The following is a 15396-nucleotide window of genomic DNA, read 5'->3' on the forward strand; positions in this document are numbered from 1 at the left end:
AAAGGGCAGACGGTGTCCGTGGGGGGACGTAGGCTCCCTGCGGGGAGGCGTGGTGCGTGAGGTGCGCGGCGCCACCGGAGACGAACGCACGCCCACAGGACCACGCCATGAGCACGCCCAGCAGCCCGTACCGGCTGACGCGGGAGCCCCCCGCGCCGCAGGTCCGGCCTGCGCTGGACGAGCACCAGCGCGCCGTCGTCACGCACCGGGGCGGGCCGCTGCTGGTCCTCGCCGGGCCCGGTACCGGCAAGACGACGACGCTGGTCGAGGCCGTGGCCGCGCGCATGGAGGACGACGGGCTGACGGCCGATCAGATCCTCGTCCTCACCTTCAGCCGCAAGGCCGCCGTCGAGCTGCGGGACCGGATCACCGCGCGCGTCGGCGGCGCCGCCGCCCCGCAGGCGACGACGTTCCACTCCTTCTGCTACGCGCTGGTCCGCGCCGAGCAGGATCCCGAGCTCTACGCGGAGCCGGTGCGCCTCCTCTCCGGCCCGGAACAGGATGTGATGGTCCGTGAGCTGCTGGCCGGCGGCGCCGAGGACGCCCGGTCCGGGCGCGGGCTGCCGTGGCCGGACGAGCTGCGGGCGTGCCTGACCACCCGCGGATTCGCCGACGAGGTCCGTGCCGTGCTGGCGCGCGCCCGCGAGCTGGGGCTGGACGAGCACACCCTGGACCGCTTCGCGGCCCGGGTCGGCCGTCCCGACTGGTCCGCGGCCGCGGCGTTCCTCGCCCAGTACCTGGACGTGCTCGACCTGCAGGGGGTGCTGGACTACTCCGAACTCGTCCACCGGGCGGTGCTGCTGGCGGAAAGACCCGAGGTCCGGAGCCGTCTCCGGGCCCGCTACCCCGTCGTCTTCGTGGACGAGTACCAGGACACCGACCCGGCCCAGGTGCGGTTGCTGCAGGCGCTCGCCGGGGACGGCCATGAGCTGGTCGTCGTCGGCGACCCGGACCAGTCGATCTACGCCTTCCGCGGCGCGGACGTCAACGGCATCCTCGACTTCCCCCGTGCCTTTCCGCAGCGCGACGGCCGGGACGCGCCGGTCACGGTGCTGCGCTACTCCCGCCGGTCCGGGCGGAACCTGCTCGCGGCGACCCGCATGCTCACCGAGCGGATGCCGATGGGCCGGCTCCCGGCCGCCGCGCTGGCCGCGCACCGGGCGCTGCGGCCGACGCGCGACGGCGGCCGGGTCGAGGTGTACACCTACCCCACACCGGGCGCCGAGCTGGACAACATCGCCGACCTGCTGCGCCGTGCCCACCTTGAGGAGGGCGTCCCCTGGGGCGAGATGGCGGTGCTCGTCCGGGCGGGCGGCCGGTCGATCCCGGGCATCCGCCGCGCCCTGACCACCGCCGGGGTCCCGTTGGAGATCGACGGCGACGATCTGCCGCTGCATCAGGAACCCGCCGTGGCACCGCTGCTGACGGCGCTTCGGGTCTGCGCCGAGGGCGCGGTCCGGGACCGGCGCCATCCCGACGCGGCGGACCCGCTCACCCCCGAGCTGGCCGAGGAGCTGCTGACCGGCCCGCTGGGGGGGCTCGACGGCGCGGACCTCCGTCGGCTGGGGCGCGCGCTGCGTGAGGAGGAGCGCGCGGTGCTGCGTCTGCTCCCACCCGAGGAGCAGCGCGCAGTCCGCGGCGCGGACCTGCTGATCCGCGAGGCGCTGGCAGAGCCGGAGCGGCTGGTCACCCTGGACGGCTCCCCGGCCCGGCGCGCCCGAGAGCTCGGCCTGCTGCTGCGCAAGGTACGCGAGCTGCTGGCCGGCGGCGGCAGCCCCGAAGAGGCGTTGTGGGCGCTGTGGGACGCCTCGTCCGGCTGGCGCGACCGGCTGGAGCGGGCGGCCCTGCGCGGCGGACCGTCGGGACGCAACGCCGACCGCGACCTGGACGCGCTCTGCGCGCTGTTCGAGACCGCCGCCCGCGCGGAGGACCGGGTGCGCGGGGCCCGGGGCGCGCTCAACTTCCTCGACGGACTGCAGCAGCAGGACATCGCCGCCGACACGCTGTCGGGCCGGGCGGTCCGCCCGGACGCCGTGCGGCTGCTGACGGCGCACCGGTCGAAGGGCCTGGAGTGGCGGCTGGTCGTGGTGGCCGGCGTGCAGGAGGGCCTCTGGCCGGACCTGCGCCGACGCGGCTCGCTCCTGGAGGCGGACCGGATCGGCCGGGACGGTCTGGCGGAGCCGCTCAGCCAGGCGTCGCTGCTGGCCGAGGAGCGGCGGCTGTTCTACGTCGCCGCGACGCGCGCCAAGGAGCGGCTCGTGGTGACGGCGGTGCAGGCCGCGGCGGAGGACGGTGACGAACCGTCACGGTTCCTGCGGGAGCTGTACCGCGAGGCGAAGGACGGCACCCGGACGCCCGACGTGCGGGTGGAGCAGGTCGCGCACCGCCCGCGCCGGCCGCTGTCCGTGCCCGGTCTGGTCGCGGAGCTGCGCGCGGTCAGCGTGGACCCGGCGAAGTCGCCGGCGCTGCGGGAGGCGGCGGCCGAGCGGCTGGCCCGGCTGGCGTCGCTGCGTGACGAGGACGGCTACCCCCTGGTCCCGGCGGCGGACCCGCGCCGGTGGTGGGGGATGGCCGACCTGACGGAGAACAGCGTGCCCGTGCGCGACCCCGAGCGGCCCCTGGAGCTGTCGGGCAGTGGGCTGGCCGCCGTCAACTCCTGTTCCCTGCAGTGGTTCCTGGGCCGGGAGGTCCGGGCGGAGGGCGTCTCCGGGACGGCGCAGGGGTTCGGCAACGTCGTGCACGTGCTGGCCGACGAGGTCGGCTCCGGGCGCACCGCCCCCGACCTGGACGTGCTGATGGCCCGGCTGGACACGGTCTGGGACGCGTTGGCCTTCGACGCTCCCTGGAAGTCGGAGCAGGAGCGGCAGCAGGCCCGGCTCGCCCTGGAGCGCTTCCTGCGGTGGCACGCGGCGGAGCGGGGCAGGGAGCCGGTGGGGACCGAGCACGCCTTCGAGGTGGAGCTGAAGGCCGGCGAGCACCGCATCCGCATCCGCGGCTCGATGGACCGCGTCGAACGGGACCGGGCAACGGGGGCGGCGTACGTCGTGGACTTCAAGACCGGCAAGGGCGCCGTCTCGTCGAGCGAACTGCTGACGCACCCTCAACTGGGCACGTACCAGCTCGCGGTGCGGGAGGGCGCGGTGGACGACCTGTTCGACGGCGTCACACCGGCCCCGGGCGGGGCGGAGCTGGTGCAGTTGCGCCAGGAGGTGGCGAAGAGCAGGCCGGACGAGCCCAAGGTGCTGCACCAGCCGTCGGTGGCCGACGACCCCGCGTGGATCGAGGACCTCCTCGCCACGGCGGCGGACCGCGTCGTCAACGAACGCTTCACCCCCTCCCCGGGGAGGGCCTGCGACACCTGCTCCTTCCACTCCTCCTGCCCCGCCCGCCCGGAAGGCCGCCACGTGGTGGACTGAGCCCGGGGTCCCGCCCCCACACGGGCCGGTGCCCCAACTCGACGGAGCCACCCGGCCCGGCCCGGGCCTGCCAGGTACGGTCCAGCATCGCGCCCGGCCCGGGCCTGCCAGGTATGGTCCAGCGTCGCGCCTGGCCCGCGGGCCTTCGGCCCGGCCCGGGCCAGCGCCCCTGGTCGGCCTCGGGCCTTCGGCCCTGACTCATGCGGGTAGGCACCCTGCCCGGGCCTCGGGCCGTCGCTGCCCACCGCCCGGGGCCTCGCCCGACTCGGACAGACCTTCTCGGCCCTCACCCGGCCGGGGCCACGGGCACCGCACGGAGTGGGAGGCGTGGCGCCCGGCCCGGCCTGCGGGTTCGAGGCCGCCGTCCGGCCTTCGGCGGGCGCGCCCGGCCCGAAGGCCTTTGGTCTGGCCTCGGTCTGTACCGAGCCCGGGGCCCTGGGCCTCCGGCCCGGGCTACCGGCCAGCGGACCCGCCCGGGGCCTGGGAGGGGCGCGTTCGAGGCCGAGCCTTCGACTTTGCACCGGCCTCCGCCCGGACTCCAAGACGTCCCCAGGCCCGCCGCCCGGGCAGGACCGAGCGTCCACCCACCGCCGTCTGGCGCTTCCGCCCGGGTGCGCGCGACGCGGCCTGGCGGTTGCCTGGGAGCGGGCGGCCCGGCGCGGGCTGTCCGGGCTGGGCGCAGGGGCTGGGAGGGGCGGCCGCGCCTTCGGGCGGTGTGGAGGATGGGCTGTCACTCAGGCCGGGGCGGGGGTGTCGGTGGGAGGGGCTAGCGTGGGCGGGTGACCTCAGGCATGCGCAGTCCAGAGGAGCTCAAGGAGCTGCTCGGGATCCCGTTCACCGCCGAGCAGGTGCGGGCGATCACCGCCCCGCTCGCTCCGGCGGTGGTCGTCGCGGGGGCGGGGTCCGGGAAGACGACGGTGATGGCGGCGCGCGTCGTCTGGCTGGTCGGCACCGCGCAGGTCCGCCCCGAGCAGGTGCTCGGGCTGACCTTCACCAACAAGGCCGCCGCCGAACTCGCCGATCGCGTCCGCCACGCGCTCGCCCAGGCGGGTGTGGACGCCGAGACCGGTGAGCCGGAGATCTCCACCTACCACTCCTTCGCCGGCCGGCTGCTCAAGGACCACGGCCTGCGCCTCGGGCTCGAGCCCGACCTGCGGCTGCTCGCCGACGCCACCCGCTACCAGCTCGCCTCCCGGGTGCTGCGCCAGGCCCCGGGCCCCTACCCCGAGTTGAAGGACAGCCTGTCGTCCCTCGTGGCCAAGCTGGTCAAGCTGGACGGCGAGTTGGCCGAGCACCTCGTCGAACCGGAGCAGCTGCGGGCCTGGGACGCCGCACTCATCGAGCGCCTGCAGGCTGTCCGGCTGACGAACGATCACCTCCGGGCCGTTCCGCAGACGGCAGCCGCCCGCCGTCAGCTCGCGGGGCTGGTGGAGCGCTACCGCGCCCGCAAGCAGGAGGCGTCCCTGATCGACTTCGGCGACCAGATCACCGCCTGCGCCCGGCTCGCGCAGACCCGGCCGGAGGTCGGCGCCCTGCTGCGCGAGCAGTTCGCCGTCGTGCTGCTGGACGAGTACCAGGACACCTCCGTGGCCCAACGCCTGCTGCTGTCGGGCCTGTTCGGCGCGGGCACCGGGCACCCGGTCACCGCGGTGGGCGACCCCTGCCAGGCCATCTACGGCTGGCGCGGCGCCTCCGTGGCCAACCTGGACGAGTTCCCGCAGCACTTCGCGAACGCCGACGGCTCCCCGGCCGCCCGCTACTCGCTCTCCGAGAACCGCCGCAGCGGCGGCAGGCTGCTGGCCTTCGCCAACGGGCTCGCCGCCCCGCTGCGCGCCATGCACGAGGGCGTCGAGGCGCTGCGCCCCGCGCCCGGGGCCGAGCAGGAGGGCGTGCTGCGCGTCGCTCTGACGGAGAGTCACCAGGACGAGGTGGCCTGGGTCGCGGACACGATCCGGCATCTGGTCGGCACCGGCACCCGCCCAGGGGAGATCGCCGTGCTGTGCCGGTCCGGCCGCGAGCTGTTCCCTGACATCCACGCGGCCCTCGTCGCCCGGGACGTGCCGGTCGAGGTCGTCGGCCTGTCCGGGCTGCTGCACCTGCCCGAGGTCGCGGACCTGGTCGCCACATGCGAGGTGCTGGACGACCCCACCGCCAACGCCGCGCTGGTCCGGCTGCTCACCGGCCCGCGCTGGCGGATCGGGCCGCGTGACCTCGCCCTGCTCGGCCGCCGGGCGAGGGACCTGGTCCGGGTGCAGCGCGGGCGCAGCCCGGACAAGCTGCACGACGCCGTCGCCGAGGCCGACCCGACCGAGATCGTCTCGCTCGCGGACGCGCTGGAGTCCTTCCTCTACCCGGGCCAGTCCGGCGAGCCGGAGCTGCCCTTCTCCGCCGAGGCGGCGCTGCGCTTCGAGCGGCTGGCCGCCGAGATCCGCGAGCTGCGCCGGTCCCTGGCCGAGCCGCTCATGGACGTGTTGCACCGGGTGCTGACCGTCACCGGCCTCGAGGTGGAGCTGTCCGCGTCCCCGCACGCGCTGGCCGCCCGGCGCAAGGAGACGCTGAACGCCTTCCTCGACATCGCCGCCGGTTTCGCGGACCTGGACGGCAGCCCCTCGCTCGGGGCCTTCCTCGGCTTCCTGCGCGCGGCGCAGGAGTTCGACCGGGGCCTGGACAACACCCTGCCCGGGGGGGACGACACGGTGAAGGTGCTCACCGCGCACAAGTCCAAGGGCCTGGAGTGGCCCGTCGTCTTCGTCCCCGGCCTGGTGAAGGGTGCCTTCCCGAGCGGCACCGGCCGCGAGAAGTGGACCTCCCGGGCGGAGGTGCTGCCCCACGCCCTGCGAGGTGACGCGGCGTCACTTCCCGCCGATCCCGCGTGGACCAGCGCCGGGCTCAAGGCCTTCGACGCGGCGATGAAGGAGCACGCCGCGGTCGAGGAGCTGCGCCTCGGCTACGTCGCCTTCACCCGGCCCCGGCACACCCTCTACGCCTCCGGCCACTGGTGGGGGCCCGCGCAGAAGCGCCCGCGCGGCCCGTCCGAGTTCCTGGAGGCGCTGCGCGAGCACTGCGAGCAGCCCGGCAGCGGCGGCGACGTCGAGACGTGGGCGGAGCCGCCGGAGGACGGCGCGGAGAACCCGGCCCTGTCCCGCGCGGCCGAGCACGTCTGGCCGCTGCCGCTGGATCCGGCCGCCCAGGCTGCCCGCCGGGCCGCCGGCACCCGCGTGCTGGACGGCCCCACCGGGCAGGACCCGCAGGGTCTGCTGCCCGAGGAGCAGCGCCTGGTCGCCTCCTGGGACCGGGACGTCGAGCTGCTGGCCGGCGAACTGCGGCGGGCCCGCGCCTCGGTGCGCGAGGTCCCGCTGCCGGCCTCGCTGACGGCGTCCCAGCTGCTGCGGGTCGCCGCCGACCCGGACGGCTTCGCCCGCGAACTGGCCCGGCCGATGCCGCGGCCGCCGCAGCCGGCCGCCCGGCGCGGCACCCGGTTCCACGCCTGGGTCGAGGCCCGCTTCGAGCCGCTGTTGCTGCTCGGCGAGGACGCCCTGCCCGGCGCCGAGGAGGACGGGATCGCGGACGAACGGGACCTGGAGCGGCTCAAGGAGGCCTTTCTGCGGACGCCCTACGCGGAACGGCGTCCGTTCGCGGTCGAGGCACCGTTCCAACTCCTGCTCGGCGGCCGGGTGGTACGTGGTCGGATCGACGCCGTCTACGCGGACGGCGCGGGCGGTTTCGAGGTGGTCGACTGGAAGACGAACCACCGCGAGACCGCCGATCCGCTGCAGCTGGCCGTCTACCGCCTGGCCTGGGCGGAGCAGCAGGACGTGCCACTGGAGCGGGTGGGGGCCGCGTTCCTTTACGTGCGCTCGGGAAATGTGGTGCGTCCGGGTGAACTTCCGGGGCGATCCGAACTGGAGTCCCTGCTCGCCGGGCGTTAGGCCGATCGGGTCGGAAGAATTGTGAAAGGACTGTGCGGGCTGTCCATTTCGCTCCTAATGTGGAGGTGATAACCAGTCAACTTCGACCCCCTTTCGGCCGCTTGCCGCCCACCTGCAGGAGACGAGACGTTGACTGACCGCGGTGCTCTGCTTCGCCTGGTCCGCACGGGCCGGGCGATATTGCTGCTGCCGTTCCTGGGCATCATGATCGTCTTCGCGCTGGAGCAGTTCGGTCACGCCCACCGCTTCACCTTCGAGCCCGCGCTGACGGTGGGTCCGGCGCTGGCCGCGGTGGTCAGCAACAGCGTCTGGTTCCCGCTCGCGATCGGCGCGGCGGCACTGGGGGAGGCCTTCGGCTTCGCGGCCTGGGAGGGCACGCTGGCCAAGGCCGTGCACGGGGCCAGCATCCTGGCCATCGTCCTGATCAGCCTGATCGGCGCGGCGAGCGTGCTGCTGCGCAACCGCCAGGAGCGGGAGCTGGCCGACGCCCGGCTGGTCTCCGAGGTGGCCCAGCGGATCCTGCTGCGCTCGATCCCGGAGCGCATCGGCGTGGTCCGTGCGGCCGTCCACTACGCGGCCGCCGCCGCCCACGCGCGCATCGGCGGGGACCTGTACGAGGTGGTGCAGACGCGCTTCGGCGTGCGCGCGGTGATCGGCGACGTGCGCGGCAAGGGCCTGGCCGCCGTGGAGACGGCCGCCGCGATCCTGGGCGCGTTCCGTGAGGCCGCACACCAGGAGCAGGCGCTGGACCGGGTGGCCGGCTGGCTCGCGGACAGCCTGGGCCGGGCGCTGCGGGAGCACGAGTCCGAGGGACCCCAGGGGATGGACGAGGAGTTCGTCACCCTGGCGTTGGTGGGCGTGCGCGCCGACGGCATCGTCGAGATCGTCAACTGCGGGCACCCGTCCCCGCTGCTGCTGCGCGAGGGCGCGCCCATCCGCTTCCTCGACCCGGCGTACACGGTGCCCCCGCTGGGCGTGCTGGAGCCCGAGGAGGTCCGGCCGCCGGTGCTCTCGCTGCGTCTGGAGTCGGGCGACCGCCTGCTGCTGTACACCGACGGCGTGATCGAGGCCCGCAACGCGTGGGGGGCGTTCTACCCCCTGGCGGAGCGCGCGCCCGACTGCGCGGTGGGGGAGTCCCCCGCGGAGGTCCTCGACCGGATCCACGCGGACGTGCGACGGCACGTGGGCCACAACCTGGGTGACGACGCGGCGATGCTGCTGTTGCAGTACGCGCCGGCCCCCGCTCCGACGCCTGCCACGCTCACGGCCCTGGTCCACCCCCGGGACGCGGACCCGCTGAGCAGGGACTGACTGCCGAGGCCCCGTCAGGGGCGCGAGGAACCGCGCGAGCAGCACCTCACTCGGGGAGGTTCGACTCGCTGATCGGGGACCGACCTCCCCGGGGGGTGGGCCGGTCGCGCAGTTCCTCCCCCAGCCTTCGGCCGGGGGTACCCCCAGCGCCCCCATGGGGCGGGGCGGGCGCTACTGCTGGCGCAGGGTCACGATCAGGGGGCGGTGGTCGGAGATCGGGCTCGCCGGGGTGCCCACGGCCTGGACCGCGCCCCGGGGGACGCCGACGGCGAGGATGTGGTCGAACTGCACCGCCGGCCGGTGGGACGGGTACGTCGCCACGCGGGCGAGATCTCGCCACCCGGCCAGGGCCCGGGGCGCGGTCGGGCTGAGGCGTCGCCGCGCGCGGGCGCGCGGGCGGGGGGCCTGGCGGCCCACCCGGGCCACCACCGAGGCACCGCCGAGGACCGTCCGGGGCACCGCGCCGACCAGGTTGAAGTCCCCCAGCAACAGGTAGGGCTCGGGGAGGTCGGTGATCCAGCGCCGGATCCCCGCCAACTGCCCCATGTTCCAGCCCGGTACGAACGACAGGTGCGCCGCGACCACCGTGAGCGGACCCGACGGGCCGTCAAGCACCGCCGCCAGCACGGTCCGCGGCTCGTCCGGCACCGGCGTCAGGCCGGGCCGCCCGGCCACCCGCAGCGGGAGGCCGAAGGGAGCGGGCGCGAACCGCCGGGCCCGCCAGTGCCGCACTGGCAGCCGCGTCACCAACGCGGTTCCGTACGAAGGCAGTTCGGTGTCCGTCCCGTCGTCCTCCGGACCGTAGACGCGGACGCCCGCATCGGCCACCGCCGGGTCGGGGATCCAGCCGGCCACGGGGGCGGGGCGGCCGCGCACGGCTGCGGCGAAGCGGTAGTCCGTGGCGCCCAGGGCCTTCGCCGCCACCGCGGCCTGGTCCACCCTGCCGCTGCGGGGCTGGTACCGGTCCACCTCCTGCAGGGCCAGGACGTCCGCGTCGAGCTCGCCGATCGCCTCGGCCAGCGGTGCGGCCGGATCGGGACCGAGCGGGAGCGGTCGGCCCTCGGGGTCCAGGGGCTGGCCGTGCAGCAGGTTGAACGTGGCGATGCGCAACTGGGTCACGGCTCCGAACCTACGCCGTCGCGGCGGCAGTTGCGGCCAGCCCGGGTCGGTGCGCCCGCCGGGCACTTCGGCGACGGCCTCGCCTCCGACGTCCGATCGCCCGCACGGCCGCGGCCCCGCACCCCCGCGCGGGCCGGTCCGCCCCCGGCAGGGGCCGTGCAGAGTGCTTGCCCCGGCGAACTAGAGTCGAGGCATGACGACGCTCAACCCGGACAGCGCGGTCCGCGACTACATCGCGGCGCACCGCGACGCCTTCCTCGACGATCTCGCGGCATGGCTCCGTATCCCCTCCGTCTCCGCCGACCCCGAGCGGGGCGCCGACGTCCGCGCCTCCGCGGAGTGGCTCGCCGCCAAGCTCCGGGAGACGGGCTTCCCTGTGGCGGAGGTCTGGGAGACCGCGAACGGCGGCCTGCCCGCCGTCTTCGCCGAGTGGCCCTCCGGCGACCCCGACGCGCCGACCGTCCTGGTCTACGGGCACCACGACGTCCAGCCCGCGGCCAAGGCCGACGGCTGGGCCACCGAGCCGTTCGAGCCGGTCGTCGTCGACGGGCGGATGTTCGCGCGCGGCGCCGCGGACGACAAGGGGCAGGTGTTCTTCCACACGTTGGGGATCCGCGCCCACCTTGCCGCCACCGGCCGGACCGCGCCCGCGGTCAACCTGAAGTTCCTGATCGAGGGCGAGGAGGAGTCCGGCTCCCCGAACTTCGCCGCCCTGGTCCGCGAGCGCGCCGAGCGCCTCGCCGCGGACGTCGTCGTCATCTCCGACACCGGTATGTGGGCCGAGGACACCCCGACGGTGTGCACCGGCATGCGCGGTCTGGCGGACTGTCAGATCGACCTGTACGGGCCGGACACGGACATCCACTCCGGCTCCTTCGGCGGTGCCGTGCCCAACCCGGCCGACGAGGCGGCCCGCCTCGTGGCCGCGCTGCACGACACCGATCGGCGCGTGGCCATCCCCGGCTTCTACGACGGCGTGGTGGAGCTCACGGACGAGGAGCGCGCCCTCTTCGCCGAGCTGCCCTTCGACGAGGCGTCCTGGCTGCGGACCGCCAAGTCCCGCGCCACGCTGGGCGAGAGCGGCTACTCCACCCTGGAGCGGATCTGGGCCCGGCCCACCGCCGAGGTCAACGGCATCTGGGGCGGCTACACCGGCCCCGGCGGGAAGACGATCATCCCCGCCGAGGCGCACCTCAAGCTCTCCTTCCGCCTGGTCGCCGGGCAGGACGTGGAGAAGGTCCGCCAGGCGGTCGCCGCGTGGGTCGAGCAGCAGATCCCCGCCGGCATCCGCTACGAGATCGTCTTCCCCGGTGCGACCCGGCCCTGCCTGACGCCGCTGACGCACCCGGCGCTGCAGTCGGTCGTGCGCTCCATGAGCCGTGCGTTCGAGAAGAAGGTCCGCTTCACCCGCGAGGGCGGCAGCGGCCCGGCGGCCGACCTCCAGGACGTGCTCGGTGCGCCGGTGCTGTTCCTGGGCATCTCGGTGCCGTCCGACGGCTGGCACTCGATCAACGAGAAGGTCGAGCTCGACCTGCTCGCCAAGGGCGTCGAGACCTCCGCCTACCTGTGGGGCGACCTGGCTGCCAACTGGCAGCCGGCGTAAGCGCCTTCGCGCGTGGTCGGAATGGTGAGGACAGGGATGGGAGCACCGATGGAACTGCCGCTCGCGCTCGCCCGGGCCGGGGTGGACCGCGCCGCCGAGCACCGCTTCGACGAGCCCTGGCTCGCCGCGGCCTGGAGTCATCCGAGCTCGCGGGTGCTGGCGGTCGCCGACGGTCAGGCGTTCGTCGAGGACACCCCGGACGGCGGGAGCAGGCTGGTGCTGCTGTCCACCTTCGACGCGCCGGAGCACGCCCCGGTCGACCGGTTCTTCCTGGGTGAGGACGGGGCGGGGACGGCGTACTTCGCCGTCTCCTGCGAGTCGCTGCCGGGCCGGCTGGACGGCGACGCCCGCCCGGCCGGCCTGCGCGAGGTCGGCGCGAGCCTGGACGACCGCGACGCCGGACTGCTGGTGCATGCGGTGGCCCTGATCAACTGGCATGCGTCGCACGGCTTCTGCGCCAAGTGCGGCCACCGCACCACGCCGGCGGCGGCGGGCCACGTCCGACGCTGCGTCAGCTGCGCCCGCGAGCACTACCCGCGGACGGACCCCGCGGTCATCATGCTGGTGACGGACGATCAGGACCGGGCCCTGCTCGGCCGGCAGTCGCTGTGGCCGGAGGGGCGCTACTCGACCCTGGCGGGATTCGTCGAGCCCGGGGAGTCCCTGGAGCAGGCGGTCGCGCGCGAGGTGTCGGAGGAGTCGGGTGTCCGGGTCGACCCGGACAGCGTGGAGTACGTCGCCAGCCAGCCGTGGCCGTTCCCCGCGAGCCTGATGCTGGGGTTCACCGCCCGTGCCCTGCGCTCGGGCAGTGAGATCCAGGTGGACGGCGAGGAGTTGGACGACGCGCGGTGGTTCTCGCGCGAGGAGCTGAAGGCGGGGATGGAGGCAGGGACCGTCCTTCCCCCGTCCGGCATCTCCATCGCGCGACGGCTCGTCGAGCTCTGGTACGGCGGCCCGCTGCCGGAGGCCGCGCACTGGTGACGGGCCGCCCTCCGGCCGGACCCGTCGAGGGAGATCCGGTCCCGTTCCGGGGCGAACCTCCCGCGGCCGGCACTACTCGCGCAGCTCCCCCTGGCTTCGCCGGGGGGAGCCGGGCCGCCCCTGAAGGTGCACCGGATTGGCGGCGGGAATTTCCGGCGCCTGCATTTCCGGGGCTGTCAGGAGGCAGGTGACCGTCTTTCCGGTCAGCCGGACCACGACCTCCCAGCTGTCCGCCAGCAATTCGACGATCTGGAGGCCGCGGCCCCCCTGGGCGTCGGAGGCGGCGTCCCGGGGGGCGGGAAGCGACGTGCCCTCGTCGGCCACCGCGATCCGCAGTGTGCGGTCCGTCAGCGCCAGCGTCAGGTCGACCGGGCCGGACCCGTACCGCAGCGCGTTGGTGACCAGCTCGGAGACGACCATCTCCGCGGAGTCGATGAGTTCGGGCGCGCCCCAGGCCGCCAGCGCGGTCCGCGTGATACGGCGGGCGTGCCGCACGTTCTTCGGGTGCGGCGGGAACGAGGCGATTGCGGCCCAGGCTCTCCGGTCGGTCAAGGCGGTCCTCCGCTGGAAAGTAGGAATTAACGCAATCCCGTCAATGGTGGCGGGTTTCCCCGAACCGGCGCAACCACCTCGCGGAATTTCGTCGACTGTCGCTCGTAGTACTGTCCGACTTCCAGAAAAGGGATTCCTTCTCCAGCGAATCCGATTCCCCGCTGCAGATCCTAGGGCCGCCCACTGACAAACGACGGAGGGGCACCCGCCGCGGCGGGTGCCCCTCCGGTGGTGCGAGTACGGCTCAGACGGCCGCGAGCTTGGCCTTGACCTGCGCCAACGAGGGGTTGGTCTGCGCCGAGCCGTCGGCGTACACGACGGTGGGAACGGTCTGGTTGCCGTTGTTGACCTTCTCGACGAGCGCGGCCGCGTCCGGGTCCAGCTCGATGTTGACCTCGGTGTAGCCGATGCCCTCGCGGTCGAGCTGCGACTTGAGGCGCTGGCAGTAACCGCACCACGTGGTGCTGTACATCGTGATCGCGGACATCGGGACTGCTCCTTCTGCTGACGGGACGGCTCTGCGCGGTCACCTCGTGAAACATGAGGCCCTGCGCGGATATTCCCTGGTGCTATCAGCAGACCTGGTTATCAGACCACCGGGCCTGTGGACAATGCGGCGGGGTTGTCGGCGGAGCTTGAGAGGATGGACGGCATGCAGTCAGAGCTCCCGGGCACCCAGCCGTACCCCGCCGCCTCCGTCGCCGGGCCGGGCGGTCCGCCGCGCGACGCCGACGCGGTGCTCGCCGCGCTGGACCCGGAGCAGCGCGCGGTCGCCACGGCCCTGCACGGGCCCGTCTGCGTGCTCGCGGGCGCCGGGACGGGCAAGACCCGGGCGATCACGCACCGGATCGCCTACGGCGTCCGCAGCGGGGTCATGCAGCCGCAGCGGGTCCTGGCGGTCACCTTCACCGCCCGGGCCGCGGGGGAGATGCGGGGGCGGCTGCGTGAGCTGGGGGCCGAGGGCGTGCAGGCGCGCACCTTCCACTCGGCCGCGCTGCGCCAGCTCCAGTTCTTCTGGCCGCGTGCCGTCGGCGGCGAGCTGCCGCGGCTGGTCGAGCGCAAGGTCCAGCTGGTGGCCGAGGCGGCGGCACGCTGCCGGGTCCGCCTGGAGCGCACCGAACTGCGGGACCTGACCGGCGAGATCGAGTGGGCCAAGGTCACCCAGACCGTGCCCGAGGACTATCCGGCCGCCGTCGTCAAGGCAGGCCGCGAGGCCCCGCGGGACCCGGCCGAGATCCGCCAGATCTACAAGCTCTACGAGGAGCTCAAGCGCGACCGCGGCGTGATCGACTTCGAGGACGTGCTGCTGCTCACCGCCGCGATCCTCGACGAGCGCGCCGACGTCGCCGAGCAGGTGCGGGCCCAGTACCAGCACTTCGTGGTGGACGAGTACCAGGACGTCTCGCCGCTCCAGCAGCGGCTGCTGGACCTCTGGCTGGGCGACCGGTCCAGCCTCTGCGTGGTCGGCGACGCCAGCCAGACGATCTACTCGTTCACCGGCGCCACGCCGGACTACCTGCTCAACTTCCGTACCCGGCACCCGGACGCGACGGTGGTCAAGCTGGTCCGCGACTACCGGTCCACGCCGCAGGTCGTGCACCTGGCCAACGGGCTGCTGGCGCAGGCGCGCGGCCAGGCCGCGCAGCACCGGCTGGAGCTGGTGTCGCAGCGTCAGGCCGGGCCCGAGCCCGCGTACGTGGAGTACCCGGACGAGCCGGCGGAGGCCGAGGGCACGGCCAAGCGGATCCGCGCGCTGATGGACGCGGGCGTGCGCGCCAGCGAGATCGCGGTGCTGTTCCGTACGAACGGCCAGTCCGAGGTCTACGAGCAGGCGCTGGCCGACATCGGCATCGCCTACCAACTCCGGGGCGCGGAACGGTTCTTCGAGCGCCCCGAGGTACGCGAGGCGGGCATGCTGCTGCGCGGCGCGGCCCGGGCGGGGTCCGATCCGCTGCTGTCGGGGGAGGCCGGAGGCCTGGCCGAGCAGGTGCGCGCGGTGCTGTCCACCCGCGGGTTCACGCCCGAACCGCCGGCGGGGTCGGGCGCGGTGCGCGAGCGCTGGGAGTCGCTGGCCGCCCTGGTGCGGCTGGCCGAGGAGTTCGAGGCGGGCCGCCGCGCGGTCGGCGCCGGTGTCACGCTGGCCGACTACGTGGCCGAACTGGACGCCCGCGCCGCGGCGCAGCACGCGCCCGCGGTGGAGGGCGTGACGCTGGCCTCCCTGCACGCCGCCAAGGGCCTGGAGTGGGACGCGGTCTTCCTGGTCGGCCTGACCGAGGGGATGCTGCCCATCACCTACGCGAAGACCGACGAACAGGTCGAGGAGGAGCGCCGGCTGCTCTACGTCGGCGTCACCCGGGCCCGGGAGCACCTCACGCTGTCCTGGGCGCTGGCCCGCTCGCCCGGCGGGCGCGCCTCGCGTCAGCCCTCGCGCTTCCTGGACGGGCTGCGCCCCGGCGCTCCCGCGCGCGCTGCGGGCCCGGCGCGG

General features: G+C 74.6%; 9 protein-coding genes. 6 read left to right on the top strand and 3 right to left on the bottom strand.

Going from position 1 to position 15396, the window contains the following annotated elements:
* The first annotated feature begins 107 nt into the window (after nucleotides 1-107).
* From ACFP3V_RS14860 to ACFP3V_RS14870, 3 genes are all read left to right on the top strand, one after another.
* Nucleotides 108-3416: an ATP-dependent helicase gene (locus ACFP3V_RS14860; RefSeq protein ID WP_380583485.1), complete on the top strand. Its 3309-nt coding sequence runs from the start codon at nucleotides 108-110 to the stop codon at nucleotides 3414-3416.
* A gap of 791 nt (nucleotides 3417-4207) precedes the next feature.
* Nucleotides 4208-7345 (top strand): ATP-dependent DNA helicase, encoded by a 3138-nt coding sequence (locus tag ACFP3V_RS14865; RefSeq protein ID WP_380583486.1) that lies wholly within the window; start codon nucleotides 4208-4210, stop codon nucleotides 7343-7345.
* 129 nt (nucleotides 7346-7474) lie between these two features.
* Nucleotides 7475-8656 (top strand): PP2C family protein-serine/threonine phosphatase, encoded by a 1182-nt coding sequence (locus ACFP3V_RS14870; protein WP_380583487.1) that lies wholly within the window; start codon nucleotides 7475-7477, stop codon nucleotides 8654-8656.
* 171 nt (nucleotides 8657-8827) lie between these two features.
* Here ACFP3V_RS14870 and ACFP3V_RS14875 read toward each other — a convergent pair whose 3' ends face one another.
* Complete coding sequence (locus ACFP3V_RS14875; protein WP_380583488.1) at nucleotides 8828-9775, bottom strand: endonuclease/exonuclease/phosphatase family protein; 948 nt, start codon at nucleotides 9773-9775, stop codon at nucleotides 8828-8830.
* A gap of 193 nt (nucleotides 9776-9968) precedes the next feature.
* Between ACFP3V_RS14875 and ACFP3V_RS14880 the strand changes: the two genes are divergently transcribed.
* Together ACFP3V_RS14880 and nudC are read left to right on the top strand one after the other, a co-directional pair.
* On the top strand, nucleotides 9969-11378 hold the full coding sequence (locus tag ACFP3V_RS14880; RefSeq protein WP_380583489.1) for a dipeptidase: 1410 nt from the start codon (nucleotides 9969-9971) through the stop codon (nucleotides 11376-11378).
* Nucleotides 11379-11414: 36 nt separating this feature from the next.
* Nucleotides 11415-12359, top strand: coding sequence for an NAD(+) diphosphatase (gene nudC / locus ACFP3V_RS14885; protein ID WP_380583490.1), 945 nt, complete (start codon nucleotides 11415-11417; stop codon nucleotides 12357-12359).
* Nucleotides 12360-12431: 72 nt separating this feature from the next.
* Here nudC and ACFP3V_RS14890 read toward each other — a convergent pair whose 3' ends face one another.
* Nucleotides 12432-12911 carry an ATP-binding protein gene (locus tag ACFP3V_RS14890; protein ID WP_380583491.1) on the bottom strand — a complete coding sequence of 160 codons (480 nt, stop codon included), beginning with the start codon at nucleotides 12909-12911 and terminating at the stop codon, nucleotides 12432-12434.
* A gap of 244 nt (nucleotides 12912-13155) precedes the next feature.
* The gene (locus tag ACFP3V_RS14895) at nucleotides 13156-13398 is read right to left on the bottom strand and encodes a mycoredoxin (RefSeq protein WP_380583492.1); all 243 of its coding nucleotides are present in this window, start codon (nucleotides 13396-13398) and stop codon (nucleotides 13156-13158) included.
* Nucleotides 13399-13554: 156 nt separating this feature from the next.
* Between ACFP3V_RS14895 and ACFP3V_RS14900 the strand changes: the two genes are divergently transcribed.
* Nucleotides 13555-15396 (top strand): ATP-dependent helicase (locus tag ACFP3V_RS14900; RefSeq protein ID WP_380583493.1); only part of this gene is annotated, 1842 nt, incomplete at its 3' end.

The sequence above is a fragment of the Streptacidiphilus monticola genome, from assembly GCF_042658505.1.
In the GTDB taxonomy this organism is placed as follows: Bacteria; Actinomycetota; Actinomycetes; order Streptomycetales; family Streptomycetaceae; genus Streptacidiphilus; species Streptacidiphilus monticola.

What these genes read in the sequence shown, in the direction of transcription:
- ACFP3V_RS14860 (WP_380583485.1), top strand. Translation starts at nt 108, where the DNA reads ATGAGCACGCCCAGCAGCCCGTACCGGCTGACGCGGGAGCCCCCCGCG.
- ACFP3V_RS14865 (WP_380583486.1), top strand. Translation starts at nt 4,208, where the DNA reads ATGCGCAGTCCAGAGGAGCTCAAGGAGCTGCTCGGGATCCCGTTCACC.
- ACFP3V_RS14880 (WP_380583489.1), top strand. Translation starts at nt 9,969, where the DNA reads ATGACGACGCTCAACCCGGACAGCGCGGTCCGCGACTACATCGCGGCG.
- nudC (WP_380583490.1), top strand. Translation starts at nt 11,415, where the DNA reads ATGGGAGCACCGATGGAACTGCCGCTCGCGCTCGCCCGGGCCGGGGTG.
- ACFP3V_RS14895 (WP_380583492.1), bottom strand. Translation starts at nt 13,398, where the DNA reads ATGTCCGCGATCACGATGTACAGCACCACGTGGTGCGGTTACTGCCAG.